Here is an 18353-nt window from a genome sequence, read left to right on the forward strand (position 1 = left end):
TTATCCTCAAATCAATCCTGCCAGATGGAATTCTTCATATAATCGTTTTGGCGTTAGCGGCAGTGTATTGATTGCAACACCTGTAGCCATCTTCACCGCGTTACGAATAGCAGCGGCTACAGGAATTATGGGTGGCTCACCCAGTGACTTATGTCCGTATGCGGATTGCGGCTCATTGATTTCGACGAACGCGCTTTCCAGTTGTGGCAGATCCGGCATGGTCGGCATTTTGTAATCCAGCAGATTGGGGTTACGGACCACGCCGCTTTTCGCATCGATGATCATCTCTTCAAATAGCGCCCAGCCAATGCCCATTCCCATTCCGCCGTGTACCTGACCTTCTGCCAGCAGCGGATTAAGAATATGGCCCGAATCATGAACGTTGAGGATGCGGTTGATGGTGACTTTACACAGTGCAATATCGACCGTCAGATCAACAAAGGTACAGCCAAACGCAGGTGGGTTAGTGGTGGTTTTGATGGAGCTTTCGGCAGAGAGCTGCCCGCCGCGTTCAGGGTGGTAGAAAGCGTCCATCGCCAAATCTTTTAACGACATTAACGGCTCTTCCGGTCGTTCAACCAGCACGATATGGCCTTTTATCAGGGTCAGATTCATCGCTGACTGATGTAGCATGACTGCGGCGTGAGCGATGATTTTCTCTTTTAATAACAGTGCCGCACTGCGCAGCGCAGGCGCGGCAACATAGCTCTGACGTGAGGCAAATGCGCCGGGGTCGAATGGTGTAACGTCGGTGTCTTGTGTCGAAATTACGCGGACATCGCTGACCGGAACTCCCACGGTTTCTGCCACCATTTGCGAGAACACGGTGTCGGCACCCTGGCCGATTTCCGTCGCGCCGCTTTGCACGTTGATGGTTCCATCCTGATTCATCAACAGGCGCGCGCCTGCTATTTCTACGCCGACAGGCCAGGTGTTAGAGGTGTAGCTAAAACAGGCGACGCCAACGCCACGACGTAAATTGCCTTGCTGGTTCTGGCACTCTGCACGGCGTTTTTCCCATTCAAAGATTTTCCGGCCTTTTTCAAGACACTCCGGCAACCCTGCGCTGTAAATACGTTTTCCCGTGAGCGGATTAGCATCTCCTTCGCGGGCGGCGTTGCGTAAACGAATTTCAACAGGATCAATACCTAACGCTGTCGCGGCATCATCAAGCATAGACTCAACGGCAAATACGACTTGTGGCGCGCCATAACCACGCATCGCACCAGCCGAGGGGAGGTTGGTATAGCAGGTCTTTGAACTGTAAGCGTAGGCACAACGAGGATAAAGGTAAGCGACTTTATTCCCCCCAGCAGAAGCAATGGAGTGCCCGTGAGATGCATAAGCGCCGGTGTTAGACAGAACATCCAGACTATAACCTTTCAATGTTCCGTCGCGGTTCACGCCCATTTGCCCGTCAATAGTAAAAGCGTGGCGGGTACGGGTTGCGAGGAAACACTCTTCACGGCTAAGGGAAACTTTCACCGGAATGCCGCCAAGTTTGCTGGTCAGGAATGCTGCCATTGGCTCTTCCAGTACATCCTGTTTATTACCAAAACCGCCACCGATAAACGGTTTGATGACTCGTACGCATGACCAGGGAATATCCAGCGCCTGACCAACCACGCGGCGAACAATGTGCGGGATCTGGGTGCTGGAAACGATGGTAATTCGCGAGTCATCCTCCATCCATGCCAGCGATGTCACGCTTTCCATATGACAATGTTGAATAACGGGAGTCTGATAGTGCCCCTGTACCTGGTAGTCGGCGGCATCGATTGTTTGTTGGACATTACCCGTCGACATCGTGCTTTGTTTCAGTAAATTGCCACCGTTATGGATTGGTGCAGCGTCTTCTGCCAGCGCCGCTTCTGGCGAGGTGATAACGGGTAATTCTTGCCACTCAATGCTGACCAATTGCGCCGCTTTTTCTGCCGTGAGTTCATCGCGGGCCACGACGATGGCAACGGCGTCGCCATGATGACGAACATGGCGCGTTAGCAGGGCACGATCGGCAGTATCGCGCTTGTTTTCGTCAAGTGTCCAGGCATGCCCTGCCGTGGCGAATGGGATTTCTGGCACATCTTCCCAGGTAAAAATCGCCAGGACGCCCGGCAAACTCCTGGCTTGTTCATCATTAATACTTACGGCATAACCATGTGCGATAGGGCTACGTACATATTTCGCGTAACACATGCCCGCCATAACATAATCGTCAGTATATCGTGCTCGCCCGGTGACCTTAGCAATGGCATCGACGCGCATGCATGATTCACCCGTAGCGGTTGCTTCCCGCGCTTCCATAGAAATCCTCTCGATTTGAACATTTGGTTCTTATGGCAAAGATTTAGTCTAAGCAGGCAAGATTTACGCCAGAAACGACGATAAGCGTTCGGGGAGGAAGGAAGTGTGATGACGTTAAAAAAACACAGATATGATACGAAACAGGACTCTGAATAGGGACAGTGATACGTATCAATATGAGTGGCGATAAAATCAATGTGATAAATTAGGATTATTACGCATCAAGGTGGGAAATAGGGTAAAAGTCAGGAACTTTGATACCACTACAGCAAATATTTTGCTGATGATACTTCCCTTTGCCAAATGAAATTAACCTCTTTCTCTATTACATCGTTTTTCCAGAAGCAAGAGATTGGGTATCCAGAAGCCGGCTGCTATGATATGGCGTCTTGTTTTTTAAGCGAGGAAAGATTTTGAGTGCGGGACGCCTGAATAAAAAATCTCTGGGTATCGTGATGTTGTTATCGGTTGGACTGCTTTTGGCGGGCTGTTCGGGTAGCAAATCATCCGATACAGGAACGTATTCCGGCTCCGTTTACACCGTGAAACGGGGGGATACGCTATATCGTATTTCGCGCACCACGGGAACCAGCGTAAAAGAACTGGCGCGACTGAACGGCATTTCCCCCCCTTACACCATTGAAGTAGGTCAGAAACTAAAACTGGGTGGGGCGAAAAGTAGCAGTAGTACACGTAAATCAACCGCCAAATCAACGACCAAAACCGCATCGGTTACACCGTCATCAGCGGTACCGAAATCTTCCTGGCCGCCAGTAGGGCAACGTTGTTGGTTATGGCCAACGACAGGGAAAGTTATCATGCCGTATTCGACAGCAGATGGCGGCAATAAAGGGATTGATATCTCAGCTCCACGGGGTACACCTATTTACGCCGCGGGTGCAGGAAAGGTGGTGTATGTGGGCAACCAGCTGCGTGGCTACGGTAATCTCATCATGATTAAACACAGTGAAGATTACATTACGGCTTACGCTCATAATGACACGATGCTGGTAAATAATGGGCAAAGCGTGAAGGCTGGGCAAAAAATCGCTACCATGGGGAGCACTGATGCGGCATCTGTTCGCTTGCATTTCCAGATTCGTTACCGTGCAACGGCAATTGATCCGCTACGTTACTTGCCGCCTCAGGGCAGCAAGCCAAAATGCTGATGGCGAATTAATCAGCAGTCAGCAGCGTGGTACTTGCTAAGGAGAGCGTAAGGTTTATAATGCCTTACGCATCTCGAAGCGGGCGTAGTTCAATGGTAGAACGAGAGCTTCCCAAGCTCTATACGAGGGTTCGATTCCCTTCGCCCGCTCCAATTTATCTTCACATCATCTACCTGCCATTTTTGTTGTATCTGATTTTCTATATTATCTTAATTCAAGCGCTTCAGACTTTTCGCAATCGCCGTAATACTTCCCCATTTTTTTGTAAATAAAAAGCGTTTACGCAATGCAATCGTCATGTATCTTAAATAGTCTTATTTAAGATGTTCAGAACTCTTTGTGTGTTTAACTGGCTGATAATTATATAATATTACGAGAGAAGTGATAGAGCGGAATAATAACAAATGAACATTATGAAAACTGGGATGGTTCAAAATTGAAGCAATTTTGAACCATCCACAACGGATATTAGCTAAAGAACATTACCGATACGCACAGGATACCCACGATCAGCGTAATCAGATTTCCGATGGAACGCCAGGGTTTAAGCGCCGGGATGAGATACGTTGACAGCGTAGGCATGATGAAAAGTATCATGGCAATGAGTGGGCCGCTGATCGCGTAAATCATCGAAATCGCGTTCGGGTTAATGCAACAAACAATGAAGGTAATCAGCGATACCAACATAATTGATAGTGCGCGGTTAAATGCACGACTTTTCTTTACACCAACCTGCTGTAATGTTGTTTTGACAACCTCTGTGGCACCTTCAATAACGCCAAAGTACGTACCCAGGAATGATTTCGACATCGCAACTACTGCGACAATAATCCCGGAAATTGACAACCATGCTGGGGCGTTCGGCAGCATAGAAAGCGCCGATAAAATGGTAACCCCTTCTTCTTTAGCCGCTTCAATATACGAAGGTGGAATAGAAAGCAGGCAGCTAAAGACAAAGAACAATACACTTATGCAGATGATGAGATAAGCGACTTTCATAATTTTTTTGCATTTATCCATAGCGTGTTCGCCATATTTTTCACGTCTGTCTATGGCAAACGTAGAAATAATGGGCGTATGGCTAAAAGCGAAAACCATCACGGGAATCGATATCCATATCTGGTGAAGGGTATTCTGATTGAACTCTACCTGGGTTGTTAATAGATCAGGTTGCCAACTACCGACCAGGTAAATAGAAAGAAATAAGAAATAGGCAATCAATGGGAATACCAAAAATCCCATTACCCGAATAGTGGCATGGCGTCCCATCAGAAAAATGAGATTCAGGATTAATACAACCCCCAGACTCACCAACATACGGATGCGAAGATCAATAACCATATGCTTTGCCAGCTGTTCTGTAAGTGAGTTGGTAATTGCCACTGCATATATCAACACGACGACAAAAAAGGCGATGAAGTACAGCGTGGTAATCAGATTACCAATCTTCTTGCCATAGTAGTGTGTTACCGCGCCCGTTATCCCTTCACCTGCTGATGTTTTCGATGAGAGGATGAACTGGCATAAGGCTTTATGTGGCCAATATGTTAAAGGCCAGGCGACCAGAGCAGTAATAAACAGGACCACAGCCCCCGCCGAACCTAACTGAATAGGAAGGAAGAGCGTGCCTGCACCAACGGCTGTGCCGTAGAGCGCGAAACTCCACAGAGTTTCTTCTTTTGACCAAATATTAGACATTATCTGAACGTATCATCTACAAATTAAACAAAATGGAGGGCAATTTACCATAAACCAGGTTAAGTATGGGAGATTAACGCCTTATCTACCTCTCTATTGGTGGGTTAGTGGTTGCAAACCTTACGTGCCAGTTATGTCTCTGACTACTACTCAGGCGTATTTCCTTTGTGATAATAGTCACTTTTTTTAAACAATTAAGATAACTGTAATTAACAATCATTTACTATTGCACTGTTAATTGGTGCGAGGTTGTGATGAAAGACGTTGTGATTGTCGGGGCGTTACGGACACCTATCGGCTGCTTTCGTGGTGCGTTAGCGGGTCATTCCGCCGTGGAACTTGGCAGCCTGGTCGTCAAAGCGTTAATAGAACGTACCGGGGTTCCTGCATATGCGGTGGATGAAGTGATTCTTGGTCAGGTGTTGACTGCAGGGGCAGGGCAGAATCCGGCAAGACAATCGGCTATTAAAGGTGGTCTTCCTAATAGCGTTTCTGCAATCACTATTAATGACGTTTGTGGTTCCGGGCTTAAAGCACTGCATCTGGCTACTCAGGCGATACAGTGTGGCGAGGCTGATATTGTCATCGCCGGTGGCCAGGAAAACATGAGCCGCGCACCACATGTTCTGACTGATAGCCGCACCGGCGCACAGCTTGGCAATAGCCAGTTGGTTGATAGTCTTGTGCATGATGGGTTGTGGGATGCCTTCAATGATTATCATATTGGTGTCACCGCCGAAAATCTGGCTCGCGAATATGGCATCAGCCGTCAGTTGCAGGATGCTTACGCACTTAGCTCGCAACAAAAAGCGCGAGCGGCGATTGACGCCGGACGATTTAAAGATGAGATCGTCCCGGTAATAACCCAAAGTAACGGTCAGACGTTGGTTGTTGATACCGATGAACAGCCACGCACTGACACCAGCGCAGAAGGCTTAGCCCGTTTAAATCCTTCATTTGATAGTCTCGGTTCTGTGACAGCGGGTAATGCATCATCCATAAACGATGGGGCAGCTGCAGTAATGATGATGAGCGAAGCCAAAGCACGAGCGTTGAATTTACCCGTGCTGGCCCGCATCCGCGCATTTGCCAGCGTTGGTGTGGATCCGGCATTGATGGGAATTGCTCCGGTGTATGCGACCCGCCGTTGCCTGGAGCGTGTTGGCTGGCAGTTGGCTGATGTCGATCTTATCGAGGCTAATGAAGCGTTTGCTGCACAGGCGCTTTCGGTTGGCAAGATGCTTGAATGGGATGAGCGTCGGGTCAATGTTAATGGTGGTGCGATCGCACTCGGTCACCCGATAGGCGCTTCCGGTTGCCGAATCCTGGTTTCTCTTGTTCATGAAATGGTGAAACGTAATGCCCGCAAAGGACTGGCAACGCTTTGTATCGGCGGAGGCCAGGGTGTGGCATTGACCATTGAACGTGACGAGTAGCTCTGCATTTCCTCCTTACCGATAAATATCTGCCGTCATTAATCTGTTGAATAATGATGGCTGGTGAGTCGACATACCTTTTCAGGGCTCCCTGATTTTTCCATTCTCATGACATATTCGTGATCGACACTGCACTTTTTTTAATCCTTAACTTGAAAATGAAACATTGTTTTATTTTTAATTGAAAACCCTATCCCATGGGCATATCATCCCCTCATAGAGAAAACGAAACAGTGTTTCATTGTTGTTTTCTATTTTCACGCTTCACTGATTATCGGAGGTTGATGTGGACGTAAGACAGAGCATCCACAGTGCGCACGCAAAAACGCTGGATACCCAGGGGCTGCGCAATGAATTTTTGGTTGAAAAGGTATTTGTCGCCGATGAGTACACCATGGTTTACAGCCACATTGACCGTATTATTGTTGGCGGCATTATGCCGGTAACTAAAACGGTTTCCGTTGGCGGGGAAGTTGGTAAACAACTCGGCGTAAGCTATTTCCTTGAACGTCGCGAGTTAGGTGTTATCAATATTGGCGGTGCCGGTACGATTACTGTCGATGGTCAATGCTATGAAATCGGTCACCGCGACGCCCTGTATGTTGGTAAAGGTGCAAAAGAAGTTGTCTTTGCCAGTATTGATACCGCCACTCCGGCGAAGTTTTATTACAATTGCGCACCCGCGCATACGACGTATCCCACCAAAAAAGTCACACCGGACGAAGTATCTCCAGTCACGTTAGGCGATAACCTCACCAGTAACCGTCGCACGATTAACAAATATTTTGTCCCGGATGTGCTGGAAACCTGCCAATTGAGTATGGGGCTGACGGAGCTGGCTCCAGGTAACTTGTGGAACACCATGCCGTGTCACACCCACGAGCGCCGGATGGAAGTTTATTTCTATTTCAATATGGATGATGACGCCTGCGTTTTCCACATGATGGGGCAACCGCAAGAAACGCGTCACATTGTGATGCATAACGAGCAGGCGGTGATCTCCCCGAGCTGGTCGATCCATTCCGGCGTCGGAACCAAAGCTTATACCTTTATCTGGGGCATGGTCGGTGAAAACCAGGTTTTTGATGATATGGACCATGTGGCCGTTAAAGATTTGCGCTAGTTGTGGGCATAAACGAATAAGGTATTGTTATGATTTTAAGTGCATTTTCTCTCGAAGGTAAAGTTGCGGTCGTCACTGGTTGTGATACTGGGCTGGGCCAGGGGATGGCGTTGGGGCTGGCGCAAGCGGGCTGTGACATTGTTGGCATTAACATCGTTGAACCGACTGAAACCATCAAGCAGGTCACGGCGCTGGGGCGTCGTTTTTTAAGCCTGACCGCCGATCTGCGAAAGATTGATGGCATTCCAGCACTGCTGGATCGCGCGGTAGCTGAGTTTGGTCATATTGATATCCTGGTGAATAACGCCGGATTGATTCGCCGCGAAGACGCTCTCGAATTCAGCGAAAAAGACTGGGACGATGTCATGAACCTGAATATCAAGAGCGTATTCTTCATGTCTCAGGCAGCGGCGAAACACTTTATCGCGCAAGGCAATGGCGGCAAGATTATCAATATCGCGTCAATGCTCTCCTTCCAGGGCGGGATCCGTGTGCCTTCTTATACCGCATCAAAAAGCGGCGTGATGGGCGTGACGCGATTGATGGCGAATGAATGGGCTAAACACAACATTAATGTTAATGCGATAGCTCCGGGTTACATGGCGACCAACAATACTCAACAACTGCGGGCAGATGAACAACGTAGCGCGGAAATTCTCGACCGCATTCCAGCTGGTCGTTGGGGACTGCCGAGTGACCTGATGGGGCCGGTAGTGTTTCTTGCCTCCAGCGCTTCAGATTATGTAAATGGTTATACCATTGCTGTGGATGGCGGTTGGCTGGCGCGTTAATTCATTCCTCTTACTTTTATGACCCTGCCGCATGGCAGGGTTTTTTATACCTGTAGATCATCATAATCCATATCATGGTTATGAAATAATCCATATCAATTATCAATTAATGAACTTTATGAATTTTATCTGCTTTAAAATTAGGTAGTTAATAATAATCTCAATAATTCAACTTAATTTGAAAATTGGAATATCCATCACATAACGACATGTCGTAGCAATTTAATCCATATTTATGCTATTTCCGACCTGACACCTGTGTGAATTGTTCACGTATTTTTTCACTATGTCTTACTCTCTGCTGGCAGGAAAAAATGGTTACTATCAATACGGAATCTGCTTTAACGCCACGTCCTCTGCGGGATACGCGGCGTATGAATATGTTTGTTTCGGTAGCTGCTGCGGTCGCAGGATTGTTATTTGGTCTTGATATCGGCGTAATCGCCGGAGCGTTGCCGTTCATTACCGATCACTTTGTGCTGACCAGCCGTTTGCAGGAATGGGTGGTCAGTAGCATGATGCTCGGCGCAGCAATTGGTGCGCTGTTTAATGGGTGGCTGTCGTTCCGCCTGGGGCGTAAATACAGCCTGATGGCGGGGGCCATCCTGTTTGTACTCGGTTCGATAGGGTCCGCTTTTGCGACCAGCGTAGAGATGTTAATCGCCGCTCGTGTGGTGTTGGGCATTGCTGTTGGGATCGCGTCTTACACCGCTCCTCTATATCTTTCTGAAATGGCAAGTGAAAACGTTCGCGGTAAGATGATCAGCATGTACCAGTTGATGGTCACACTCGGCATCGTGCTGGCGTTTTTATCCGATACAGCGTTCAGTTATAGCGGTAACTGGCGCGCAATGTTGGGGGTTCTTGCTTTACCAGCAGTCCTGCTGATTATTCTGGTGGTCTTCCTGCCAAATAGCCCGCGCTGGCTGGCGGAAAAGGGGCGTCATATTGAGGCGGAAGAAGTGTTGCGTATGCTGCGCGATACGTCGGAAAAAGCGCGAGAAGAACTCAACGAAATTCGTGAAAGCCTGAAGTTAAAACAGGGCGGTTGGGCACTGTTTAAGATCAACCGTAACGTCCGTCGTGCTGTATTTCTCGGTATGTTGTTGCAGGCGATGCAGCAGTTTACCGGTATGAACATCATCATGTACTACGCGCCACGTATCTTCAAAATGGCGGGCTTTACGACCACAGAACAACAGATGATTGCGACTCTGGTCGTGGGGCTGACCTTTATGTTCGCTACCTTCATTGCGGTCTTTACGGTAGATAAAGCAGGGCGTAAGCCGGCTCTGAAAATTGGTTTCAGCGTGATGGCGTTAGGCACTCTGGTGCTGGGTTACTGCCTGATGCAGTTTGATAACGGTACGGCTTCCAGTGGCTTGTCCTGGCTCTCTGTTGGCATGACGATGATGTGTATTGCCGGTTATGCGATGAGCGCCGCGCCAGTGGTGTGGATCTTGTGCTCTGAAATTCAGCCGCTGAAATGCCGCGATTTTGGCATCACCTGCTCAACGACGACAAACTGGGTGTCGAATATGATTATCGGCGCGACCTTCCTGACACTGCTTGATAGCATTGGCGCTGCCGGTACGTTCTGGCTCTACACTGCGCTGAACATTGCGTTTGTGGGCATCACTTTCTGGCTCATTCCGGAAACCAAAAATGTCACGCTGGAACATATCGAGCGCAAACTGATGGCAGGCGAAAAGTTGAGAAATATCGGCGTCTGATTTCACGGGCCGGATGTGCTGTACATCCGGCCCTTTTTTCGTTAATAGAGATTGGGCACCTGGCCGTTGAGGCGTTTGTCTCGTTCCTTATTCAGCCTTGTTGCGGTAACACACATCAGGAGAGAGGAATGAAAACAATTGGTTTGCTGGGAGGAATGAGCTGGGAATCCACTATTCCTTACTATCGTCTGATAAATGAAGGCATTAAACAGCGGCTTGGTGGGCTTCACTCTGCGCAAGTGCTGCTACATAGCGTCGATTTTCATGAAATAGAAGAGTGCCAGCGTCGCGGTGAGTGGGACAAAACCGGGGATATTCTGGCTGAGGCGGCGCTTGGCTTACAGCGGGCGGGCGCAGAAGGTATTGTGTTATGCACCAATACGATGCATAAAGTGGCGGATGCCATTGAGTCTCGTTGCTCTCTGCCTTTCTTACACATAGCGGATGCCACTGGACGTGCAATTACCGGGGCAGGAATGACTCGTGTGGCGCTGCTGGGTACACGTTACACCATGGAACAGGATTTTTATCGCGGGCGGCTGACGGAACAATTTTCCATCAACTGTCTTATTCCTGAAGCGGATGAACGGGCGAAAATTAATCAGATTATTTTTGAAGAACTGTGTCTGGGGCAATTTACCGAAGCGTCACGCGCTTATTATGCGCAAGTGATTGCTCGCCTTGCAGAACAGGGCGCACAGGGCGTCATTTTTGGCTGCACAGAAATTGGTTTACTGGTGCCAGAAGAGCGCAGTGTTCTGCCTGTGTTTGATACCGCGGCGATCCATGCCGAGGATGCTGTCGCTTTTATGCTGTCGTAGCTGACGACAAAATAGCGTCAAGAGAAGTGACCAGTTTCGGTAATCCCGCTTGTAAATGCTCACTAAACGCCTGCACCAGCGCTGATGACGGGCGGTGCAGGGGGCGGATCAGGCTGACGGTGAATGGAACCGCAATGCTGAACCGCCGCACCACTAAACCGCTTGCCGCATAATCCAGTGCGGTGAGCGGGTTAACCACCGAAACGCCTACCCCCGCCCGTACCATTGCGCAGACTGACGCGGCGCTGTGGGTTTCTACGATCATGCGTCGTTTAACCTGATTCTCAGTAAACAATTGATCCAGCAACTGGCGATAGCTGTCAGTACGGGAAAGGCTGATGTAGTTCTCACTGTGAAAATCATCCGGCGTTAATACCTTTTTTACCGCCAGCGGATGGCCCGGAGGTAACACACACACTTCATCTAAAGAGAGTAATTCGGTACGTTCTGTTCCCGCAGGCGTATGGAGCGTTTCAGTGAGTCCTAAATCATGACGCTGGGCCGAGAGCCACTCTTCAAGTAGCGGTGATTCCTGGGGCACGATATTTAAGCTGACATCGGGATAACGTGCCAGAAAGGGTTGCAGGAGCTGCGGTAAAAAAGATTGCGAAAAGACCGGCAGGCAGGCAATAGACAGTTCTCCCTGGCGAAACTCGCGCAGACTTTCTGCGGCACTGACAATGCGATCCAGTCCGTACCAGGATCGTTGCACTTCTTCAAACAGACGCAGTCCTTGCACGGTAGGATGTAATCGTCCACGTATGCGCTCAAACAATTTCAGCCCGATCACCTTCTCAAAGCGCGCCAGTTCGCGGCTGACGGTTGGCTGTGAGGTGTGTAGCAGGTGTGCCGCCTCAGTCAGGCTTCCGGCGGTCATTACCGCATGAAAAATTTCAATATGACGTAAGTTAACTGCGGCCATTAGCGCTCTCTCGCAATCCGGTAATCCATATCATTTTTGCATAGACTCGACATAAATCGATATTTTTTATTCTTTTTATGATGTGGCGTAATCATAAAAAAGCACTTATCTGGAGTTTGTTATGCCACATTCACTGTTCAGCACTGATACCGATCTCACCGCCGAAAATCTGCTGCGTTTGCCCGCAGAATTTGGCTGCCCGGTGTGGGTCTACGATGCGCAAATTATTCGTCGGCAGATTGCAGCGCTGAAACAGTTTGATGTGGTGCGCTTTGCACAGAAAGCCTGTTCCAATATTCATATTTTGCGCTTAATGCGTGAGCAGGGCGTAAAAGTGGATTCCGTCTCGTTAGGCGAAATAGAGCGTGCACTGGCGGCGGGTTACAATCCGCAAACGCACCCCGATGATATTGTTTTTACGGCAGATGTTATCGATCAGGCGACGCTTGAACGCGTCAGTGAATTGCAAATTCCGGTGAATGCGGGTTCTGTTGATATGCTCGACCAACTGGGTCAGGTTTCGCCAGGGCATCGGGTATGGCTGCGTGTTAATCCGGGGTTTGGTCACGGGCATAGCCAAAAAACCAATACCGGTGGCGAAAACAGCAAGCACGGTATCTGGTACACCGATCTGCCCGCCGCACTGGACGTGATACAACGTCATCATCTACAGCTGGTCGGCATTCACATGCACATTGGTTCTGGCGTCGATTATGCCCATCTGGAACAGGTATGTGGTGCTATGGTGCGTCAGGTCCTCGAATTCGGTCAGGATTTACAGGCTATTTCTGCGGGCGGTGGGCTTTCTATTCCTTATCAACAGGGTGAAGAGGCGGTTGATACCGAACATTATTATGGTCTGTGGAATGCCGCGCGTGAGCAAATCGCCCGCCATTTGGGCCATCCTGTGAAACTGGAAATTGAACCGGGTCGCTTTCTGGTAGCGCAGGCTGGCGTATTAATTACTCAAGTGCGGAGCGTCAAACAAATGGGTAGCCGCCACTTTGTGCTGGTTGATGCCGGGTTCAACGATCTGATGCGCCCGGCAATGTACGGTAGTTACCACCATATCAGTGCCCTGGCAGCTGATGGTCGTTCTCTGGAACACGCACCAACGGTGGAAACCGTCGTCGCCGGGCCGTTATGTGAATCGGGCGATGTCTTTACCCAGCAGGAAGGGGGAAATGTTGAAACCCGCGCCTTGCCGGAAGTGAAGGCGTGTGATTATCTGGTACTGCATGATACAGGGGCATATGGCGCATCAATGTCATCCAACTACAACAGCCGTCCGCTGTTACCAGAAGTTCTGTTTGATAATGGTCAGGCGCGGTTGATTCGCCGTCGCCAGACCATTGAAGAATTACTGGCGCTGGAATTGCTTTAACTGCGGTTAGTCGCTGGTTGCATGATGACTTGCCTCCAGCGACGGAGTTGACACTGAATGGCGACGTACCAGCGTCGGACTAAAGACATTAGTGATTTCCGGGAGAGGGCGATTATCCGCCAGCGCCAAAGCCAGTTCGGCAGCCTGCGTCGCCATCGTCACGATTGGGTAACGCACGGTGGTCAGGCGCGGACGCACATAGCGTGACACCAGCACATCATCAAAGCCAATTAACGAAATCTCACCCGGTACATCAATACCATTATCATTGAGCACGCCCATCGCGCCCGCCGCCATTGAATCGTTATAACAGGCTACCGCAGTGAAATTTCTGCCTCGTCCCAAAAGCTCGGTCATTGCCTGTTCGCCGCCGCTTTCGTCTGGTTCGCCAAATGTCACCAGCCGGTCATTGGCCGGAATACCACTTTCAGCAAGGGCATCGTAATACCCTTGCAGACGATCTTCGGCGTCAGAAATAGAGTGGTTAGAGCACAGATAACCAATGCGGGTATGACCTTGCTGAATTAAATGACGCGTTGCCAGCCAGGCACCGTAACGATCGTCCAGAGCAATACAACGGTTTTCAAAGCCAGGCAGGATACGGTTGATCAGCACCATACCGGGCATTTGTTTCATTAATGAGGCTAAATCGGCATCCGGGATCATTTTGGCATGGACAACCAGCGCAGCACAGCGATGGCGGATCAGTTGCTCAATGGCCTGACGCTCTTTTTGTTCGTTGTGGTAACCGTTGCCAATCAATAAAAAATTACCAGTGTGATAAGCCACCTGTTCGACCGCTTTCACCATTGCGCCGAAAAACGGATCGGAAACATCACCAACGACCAGACCGATCGTTTCAGTGGTCTGCTGCGCCAGAGCACGGGCGTTGGCGTTCGGGTGATAGCTAAGAGACTCCATTGCACTATGCACAGCAAGCCGGGAAGCTTCGCTGGCTTTGGGTGAATTATTAATGACGCGGGAAACGGTGGCGACTGAAACGCCTGCCAGTCGGGCTACATCCTTTATGGTCGCCATGAAAATACCTTAGTGGGTAAACGCTTACATTCTTTCAGTGTTACGGAAAACGCCCGTTGGTTCAAGGGGCGGCGTGTTTTCATTGTGGGAATGTGAGCCAAACGCAAATAAGTAAGACAAAAAAAGAGATTGCAAACCTTTGGTTACACTTTGCGAAACGCTGTTGCGATTGACCGCTGGTGGCGTTTGGCTTCAGGTTGCTAAAGTGGTGATCCCAGAGGTATTGATAGGTGAAGTCAACTTCGGGTTGAGCACATGAATTACACCAGCCTGCGCAGATGCGCAGGTTTTTTTTTGCCGGTCATCAATCTGTAACAGTAACCGACAATTTACACACCTCGTTGCATTTCCCTTCATTCCTTTGCGTTTTCTCGCTGGCGAAGAGTCGTCGTGCAGACCACAATCAAGATCCCAGAGGTATTGATTGGTGAGATTATTCGGTACGCTCTTCGTACCCAGTCTCTTGCACCAACCTGCGCGGATGCGCAGGTTTTTTTTCGCACCTAATTTACTGTCGCTCGCGTTCTTTATCTCGTGTAATCTCCCTCCATTCGCTTTTACTGAATCAGAGCAAAGGGAGTTGGAATGCTTTTTAGCTTTTTTCGAAATTTGTGCCGTGTTTTGTATCGCGTTCGCGTTACGGGTGACACCAAGGCACTGAAGGGCGAGCGCGTTCTAATTACGCCTAATCACGTCTCTTTTATTGATGGCATACTGCTGGCATTGTTTTTACCCGTACGTCCGGTATTTGCCGTTTACACCTCAATAAGCCAACAGTGGTATATGCGTTGGCTGAAATCATTTATCGACTTTGTTCCTCTCGACCCGACGCAACCTATGGCGATTAAACATCTGGTACGTCTGGTGGAACAGGGACGACCAGTGGTGATTTTCCCTGAAGGACGCATCACCACCACTGGCTCGCTGATGAAAATCTACGATGGCGCGGGATTTGTCGCGGCGAAGTCTGGTGCAACGGTTATTCCTGTGCGTATTGAAGGGGCGGAACTTACGCACTTCAGCCGCCTGAAAGGTCTGGTTAAACGTCGCTTGTTCCCGCAAATTACTCTGCATATTTTGCCACCAACGCAGGTGGAGATGCCGGATGCGCCGCGTGCCCGTGACCGTCGCAAAATCGCTGGCGAAATGCTGCATCAAATAATGATGGAAGCGCGTATGGCGGTGCGCCCGCGTGAAACGCTGTACGAATCTTTACTGAGCGCAATGTACCGCTTCGGAGCCGGGAAGAAATGTGTCGAAGACGTTAACTTTACCCCGGACTCCTATCGCAAATTGCTTACGAAAACGCTGTTTGTTGGACGCATCCTTGAAAAATACAGTGTTGAAGGCGAACGCATCGGCTTAATGCTGCCCAATGCAGGCATCAGTGCGGCAGTGATTTTTGGGGCCATCGCCCGTCGCCGCATTCCCGCAATGATGAACTACACTGCTGGGGTAAAAGGGCTGACCAGTGCTATTACGGCGGCTGAAATCAAAACCATCTTCACTTCCCGCCAGTTTCTCGATAAAGGCAAACTCTGGCATCTGCCGGAGCAACTTACTCAGGTGCGCTGGGTCTATCTGGAAGATTTAAAAGCAGATGTCACCACTGCCGACAAAGTATGGATCTTCGCTCATTTGCTGATGCCGCGTCTGGCACAGGTTAAACAGCAGCCGGAAGAAGAGGCGCTGATCCTTTTTACCTCCGGTTCTGAAGGCCATCCGAAAGGCGTCGTCCATAGCCATAAAAGCATTCTGGCGAATGTCGAGCAGATTAAAACGATTGCCGACTTCACCACCAACGATCGCTTTATGTCGGCGTTACCGCTGTTTCACTCCTTTGGGCTGACGGTAGGCCTGTTTACGCCACTGCTCACAGGTGCAGAAGTGTTCCTTTATCCAAGCCCGCTGCATTACCGTATTGTGCCGGAGTTGGTGTATGACCGCAGTTGCACCGTGTTGTTCGGTACCTCCACTTTCCTCGGTCACTACGCGCGTTTCGCCAACCCGTATGACTTCTATCGTCTACGCTATGTGGTGGCAGGCGCAGAAAAACTACAAGAAAGTACTAAACAGCTTTGGCAGGATAAATTTGGCCTGCGCATCCTTGAAGGCTACGGTGTGACCGAATGCGCGCCTGTCGTTTCTATCAACGTACCGATGGCGGCGAAACCCGGTACGGTAGGGCGTATTCTACCAGGAATGGATGCGCGCCTGTTGTCGGTTCCTGGTATCGAAGAGGGCGGACGCCTGCAACTGAAAGGGCCGAACATAATGAACGGCTATCTGCGGGTGGAGAAGCCTGGTGTACTGGAAGTGCCCACCGCCGAGAATATTCGCGGCGAAATGGAGCGCGACTGGTATGACACTGGCGATATTGTGCGTTTTGACGAGCAGGGCTTTGTGCAGATTCAGGGCCGCGCAAAACGCTTTGCCAAAATTGCAGGCGAAATGGTGTCGCTGGAAATGGTGGAACAACTGGCACTTGGTGTTTCGCCAGATAAAGTCCATGCCACTGCGATTAAGAGCGATGCCAGCAAAGGCGAGGCACTGGTGCTTTTCACCACAGATAACGAACTGACGCGCGATAAGTTACAACAGTATGCCCGCGAGCACGGCGTGCCGGAGCTTGCTGTACCGCGCGATATTCGCTATCTGAAACAGATGCCATTACTTGGCAGCGGCAAACCTGACTTTGTCACTTTGAAAAGCTGGGTAGACGAAGCGGAACAACACGATGAGTGAGTCAGTGCACACTAATACTTCGTTGTGGTCGAAGGGGATGAAAGCGGTTATCGTGGCGCAGTTTCTCTCTGCGTTTGGCGATAATGCGCTACTGTTTGCCACTCTGGCGTTACTGAAAGCGCAGTTCTATCCGGAGTGGAGCCAACCCATCCTGCAAATGGTGTTTGTAGGTGCTTACATTCTTTTTGCGCCGTTTGTCGGGCAGGTGGCGGATAGCTTCGCCAAAGGCCGGGTGATGATGTTTGCCAACGGCCTGAAGCTACTGGGCGCAGCCAGTATCTGCTTTGGTATCAATCCGTTTCTCGGCTATACGTTGGTGGGTGTTGGTGCTGCAGCCTATTCACCGGCGAAATACGGTATTCTCGGCGAATTAACCACGGGTAGTAAGTTAGTAAAAGCTAACGGTTTAATGGAAGCGTCTACCATAGCGGCGATTTTGCTCGGTTCCGTAGCTGGTGGTGTTCTGGCTGACTGGCATATTCTGGTTGCCCTGGTCGCATGCGCACTGGCCTACGGTGGCGCGGTCGTTGCCAATATCTACATTCCCAAACTGGCGGCGGCGCGTCCGGGGCAGTCCTGGAATCTCATCAGCATGACCCGCAGTTTCCTGAATGCCTGCACCTCGCTATGGCGCAATGGTGAAACGCGTTTTTCGCTGGTGGGCACCAGTTTATTCTGGGGAGCGGGTGTCACGCTGCGTTTCCTGTTGGTGCTGTGGGTACCGGTGGCGCTAGGTATTACCGATAACGCTACGCCGACCTATCTCAACGCGATGGTAGCGATTGGTATCGTGGTTGGTGCAGGTGCGGCAGCGAAGTTAGTTACGCTGGAAACCGTGTCACGCTGTATGCCAGCCGGGATTTTGATTGGCGTGGTGGTACTGATTTTCTCCCTGCAACACGAGCTGCTGCCAGCCTATGCTTTGTTGATGCTGATTGGCGTGCTGGGGGGCTTTTTTGTCGTTCCGCTCAATGCGTTGCTACAGGAGCGGGGTAAAAAAAGCGTCGGGGCGGGGAATGCGATTGCAGTACAAAACCTTGGCGAAAACAGCGCCATGTTGTTGATGCTGGGCATTTACTCGCTGGCGGTAATGGTAGGCATCCCGGTCGTGCCCATTGGCATTGGCTTCGGTGCGCTGTTTGCGCTGGCAATAACGGCGCTGTGGATCTGGCAGCGCCGTCATTAATAT

Annotated in this window: 13 protein-coding genes and 1 tRNA gene; 10 read left to right on the plus strand and 4 right to left on the minus strand. The window is 50.0% G+C overall.

Annotated features, from left to right (window positions below; genetic code table 11):
* Positions 1-6 precede the first annotated feature (6 nt).
* A complete protein-coding gene (gene xdhA, locus EAS44_RS05595; RefSeq protein ID WP_000388181.1) occupies positions 7-2304 on the minus strand; it encodes a xanthine dehydrogenase molybdenum-binding subunit XdhA in 2298 nt (765 codons plus the stop codon).
* Positions 2305-2717: 413 nt separating this feature from the next.
* Between xdhA and actS the strand changes: the two genes are divergently transcribed.
* Positions 2718-3473, plus strand: a complete 756-nt coding sequence (actS, locus tag EAS44_RS05600) for an amidase activator ActS (RefSeq protein WP_001272558.1) — start codon at positions 2718-2720, stop codon at positions 3471-3473.
* Between the two features lie 78 nt (positions 3474-3551).
* A tRNA-Gly gene (locus EAS44_RS05605) sits at positions 3552-3625 on the plus strand.
* 316 nt (positions 3626-3941) lie between these two features.
* On the opposite strand, the gene yqeG is transcribed toward EAS44_RS05605, so the two are convergent.
* Complete coding sequence (gene yqeG / locus EAS44_RS05610; protein ID WP_000065950.1) at positions 3942-5171, minus strand: amino acid permease; 1230 nt, start codon at positions 5169-5171, stop codon at positions 3942-3944.
* A gap of 254 nt (positions 5172-5425) precedes the next feature.
* Here yqeG and yqeF point away from each other — a divergent pair, with 254 nt between their 5' ends.
* The 5 genes from yqeF to ygeA all read left to right on the plus strand — a co-directional run bounded on the left by yqeF (position 5426) and on the right by ygeA (position 11075).
* The gene (gene yqeF, locus EAS44_RS05615; RefSeq protein ID WP_000656017.1) at positions 5426-6607 is read left to right on the plus strand and encodes an acetyl-CoA C-acetyltransferase; all 1182 of its coding nucleotides are present in this window, start codon (positions 5426-5428) and stop codon (positions 6605-6607) included.
* 286 nt (positions 6608-6893) lie between these two features.
* Positions 6894-7730, plus strand: coding sequence for a 5-dehydro-4-deoxy-D-glucuronate isomerase (kduI, locus tag EAS44_RS05620; protein WP_000383248.1), 837 nt, complete (start codon positions 6894-6896; stop codon positions 7728-7730).
* Positions 7731-7759: 29 nt separating this feature from the next.
* The gene (kduD, locus tag EAS44_RS05625; RefSeq protein ID WP_000603518.1) at positions 7760-8521 is read left to right on the plus strand and encodes a 2-dehydro-3-deoxy-D-gluconate 5-dehydrogenase KduD; all 762 of its coding nucleotides are present in this window, start codon (positions 7760-7762) and stop codon (positions 8519-8521) included.
* A gap of 314 nt (positions 8522-8835) precedes the next feature.
* Positions 8836-10254: an arabinose-proton symporter AraE gene (gene araE / locus EAS44_RS05630; protein ID WP_000256426.1), complete on the plus strand. Its 1419-nt coding sequence runs from the start codon at positions 8836-8838 to the stop codon at positions 10252-10254.
* Between the two features lie 128 nt (positions 10255-10382).
* Positions 10383-11075, plus strand: coding sequence for an amino acid racemase (ygeA, locus tag EAS44_RS05635; protein WP_000848654.1), 693 nt, complete (start codon positions 10383-10385; stop codon positions 11073-11075).
* Here the strand turns inward: ygeA and lysR are convergent.
* Positions 11062-11997 (minus strand): DNA-binding transcriptional regulator LysR, encoded by a 936-nt coding sequence (gene lysR, locus EAS44_RS05640; protein WP_000741812.1) that lies wholly within the window; start codon positions 11995-11997, stop codon positions 11062-11064. The two genes, ygeA and lysR, sit on opposite strands and share 14 nt — an antisense overlap.
* Positions 11998-12118: 121 nt before the next feature.
* Between lysR and lysA the strand changes: the two genes are divergently transcribed.
* Positions 12119-13381 (plus strand): diaminopimelate decarboxylase, encoded by a 1263-nt coding sequence (lysA, locus tag EAS44_RS05645; protein WP_001120719.1) that lies wholly within the window; start codon positions 12119-12121, stop codon positions 13379-13381.
* Positions 13382-13387: 6 nt separating this feature from the next.
* Here the strand turns inward: lysA and galR are convergent, their stop codons facing one another.
* Complete coding sequence (galR, locus tag EAS44_RS05650) at positions 13388-14419, minus strand: HTH-type transcriptional regulator GalR (protein WP_000201041.1); 1032 nt, start codon at positions 14417-14419, stop codon at positions 13388-13390.
* Between the two features lie 585 nt (positions 14420-15004).
* Between galR and aas the strand changes: the two genes are divergently transcribed.
* Positions 15005-17164: a bifunctional acyl-ACP--phospholipid O-acyltransferase/long-chain-fatty-acid--ACP ligase gene (gene aas / locus EAS44_RS05655; RefSeq protein WP_000899024.1), complete on the plus strand. Its 2160-nt coding sequence runs from the start codon at positions 15005-15007 to the stop codon at positions 17162-17164.
* On the plus strand, positions 17157-18350 hold the full coding sequence (lplT, locus tag EAS44_RS05660) for a lysophospholipid transporter LplT (RefSeq protein WP_000004601.1): 1194 nt from the start codon (positions 17157-17159) through the stop codon (positions 18348-18350). The genes aas and lplT overlap by 8 nt, the downstream gene beginning before the upstream one ends.
* The last annotated feature ends 3 nt before the right edge of the window (positions 18351-18353 follow it).

The organism is Escherichia coli DSM 30083 = JCM 1649 = ATCC 11775 (assembly GCF_003697165.2).
In the GTDB taxonomy this organism is placed as follows: domain Bacteria; phylum Pseudomonadota; class Gammaproteobacteria; order Enterobacterales; family Enterobacteriaceae; genus Escherichia; species Escherichia coli.

What these genes read in the sequence shown, in the direction of transcription:
- xdhA (WP_000388181.1), bottom strand. Translation starts at nt 2,304, where the DNA reads ATGGAAGCGCGGGAAGCAACCGCTACGGGTGAATCATGCATGCGCGTC.
- yqeG (WP_000065950.1), bottom strand. Translation starts at nt 5,171, where the DNA reads ATGTCTAATATTTGGTCAAAAGAAGAAACTCTGTGGAGTTTCGCGCTC.
- yqeF (WP_000656017.1), top strand. Translation starts at nt 5,426, where the DNA reads ATGAAAGACGTTGTGATTGTCGGGGCGTTACGGACACCTATCGGCTGC.
- kduD (WP_000603518.1), top strand. Translation starts at nt 7,760, where the DNA reads ATGATTTTAAGTGCATTTTCTCTCGAAGGTAAAGTTGCGGTCGTCACT.
- araE (WP_000256426.1), top strand. Translation starts at nt 8,836, where the DNA reads ATGGTTACTATCAATACGGAATCTGCTTTAACGCCACGTCCTCTGCGG.
- ygeA (WP_000848654.1), top strand. Translation starts at nt 10,383, where the DNA reads ATGAAAACAATTGGTTTGCTGGGAGGAATGAGCTGGGAATCCACTATT.
- lysR (WP_000741812.1), bottom strand. Translation starts at nt 11,997, where the DNA reads ATGGCCGCAGTTAACTTACGTCATATTGAAATTTTTCATGCGGTAATG.
- lysA (WP_001120719.1), top strand. Translation starts at nt 12,119, where the DNA reads ATGCCACATTCACTGTTCAGCACTGATACCGATCTCACCGCCGAAAAT.
- galR (WP_000201041.1), bottom strand. Translation starts at nt 14,419, where the DNA reads ATGGCGACCATAAAGGATGTAGCCCGACTGGCAGGCGTTTCAGTCGCC.
- aas (WP_000899024.1), top strand. Translation starts at nt 15,005, where the DNA reads ATGCTTTTTAGCTTTTTTCGAAATTTGTGCCGTGTTTTGTATCGCGTT.
- lplT (WP_000004601.1), top strand. Translation starts at nt 17,157, where the DNA reads ATGAGTGAGTCAGTGCACACTAATACTTCGTTGTGGTCGAAGGGGATG.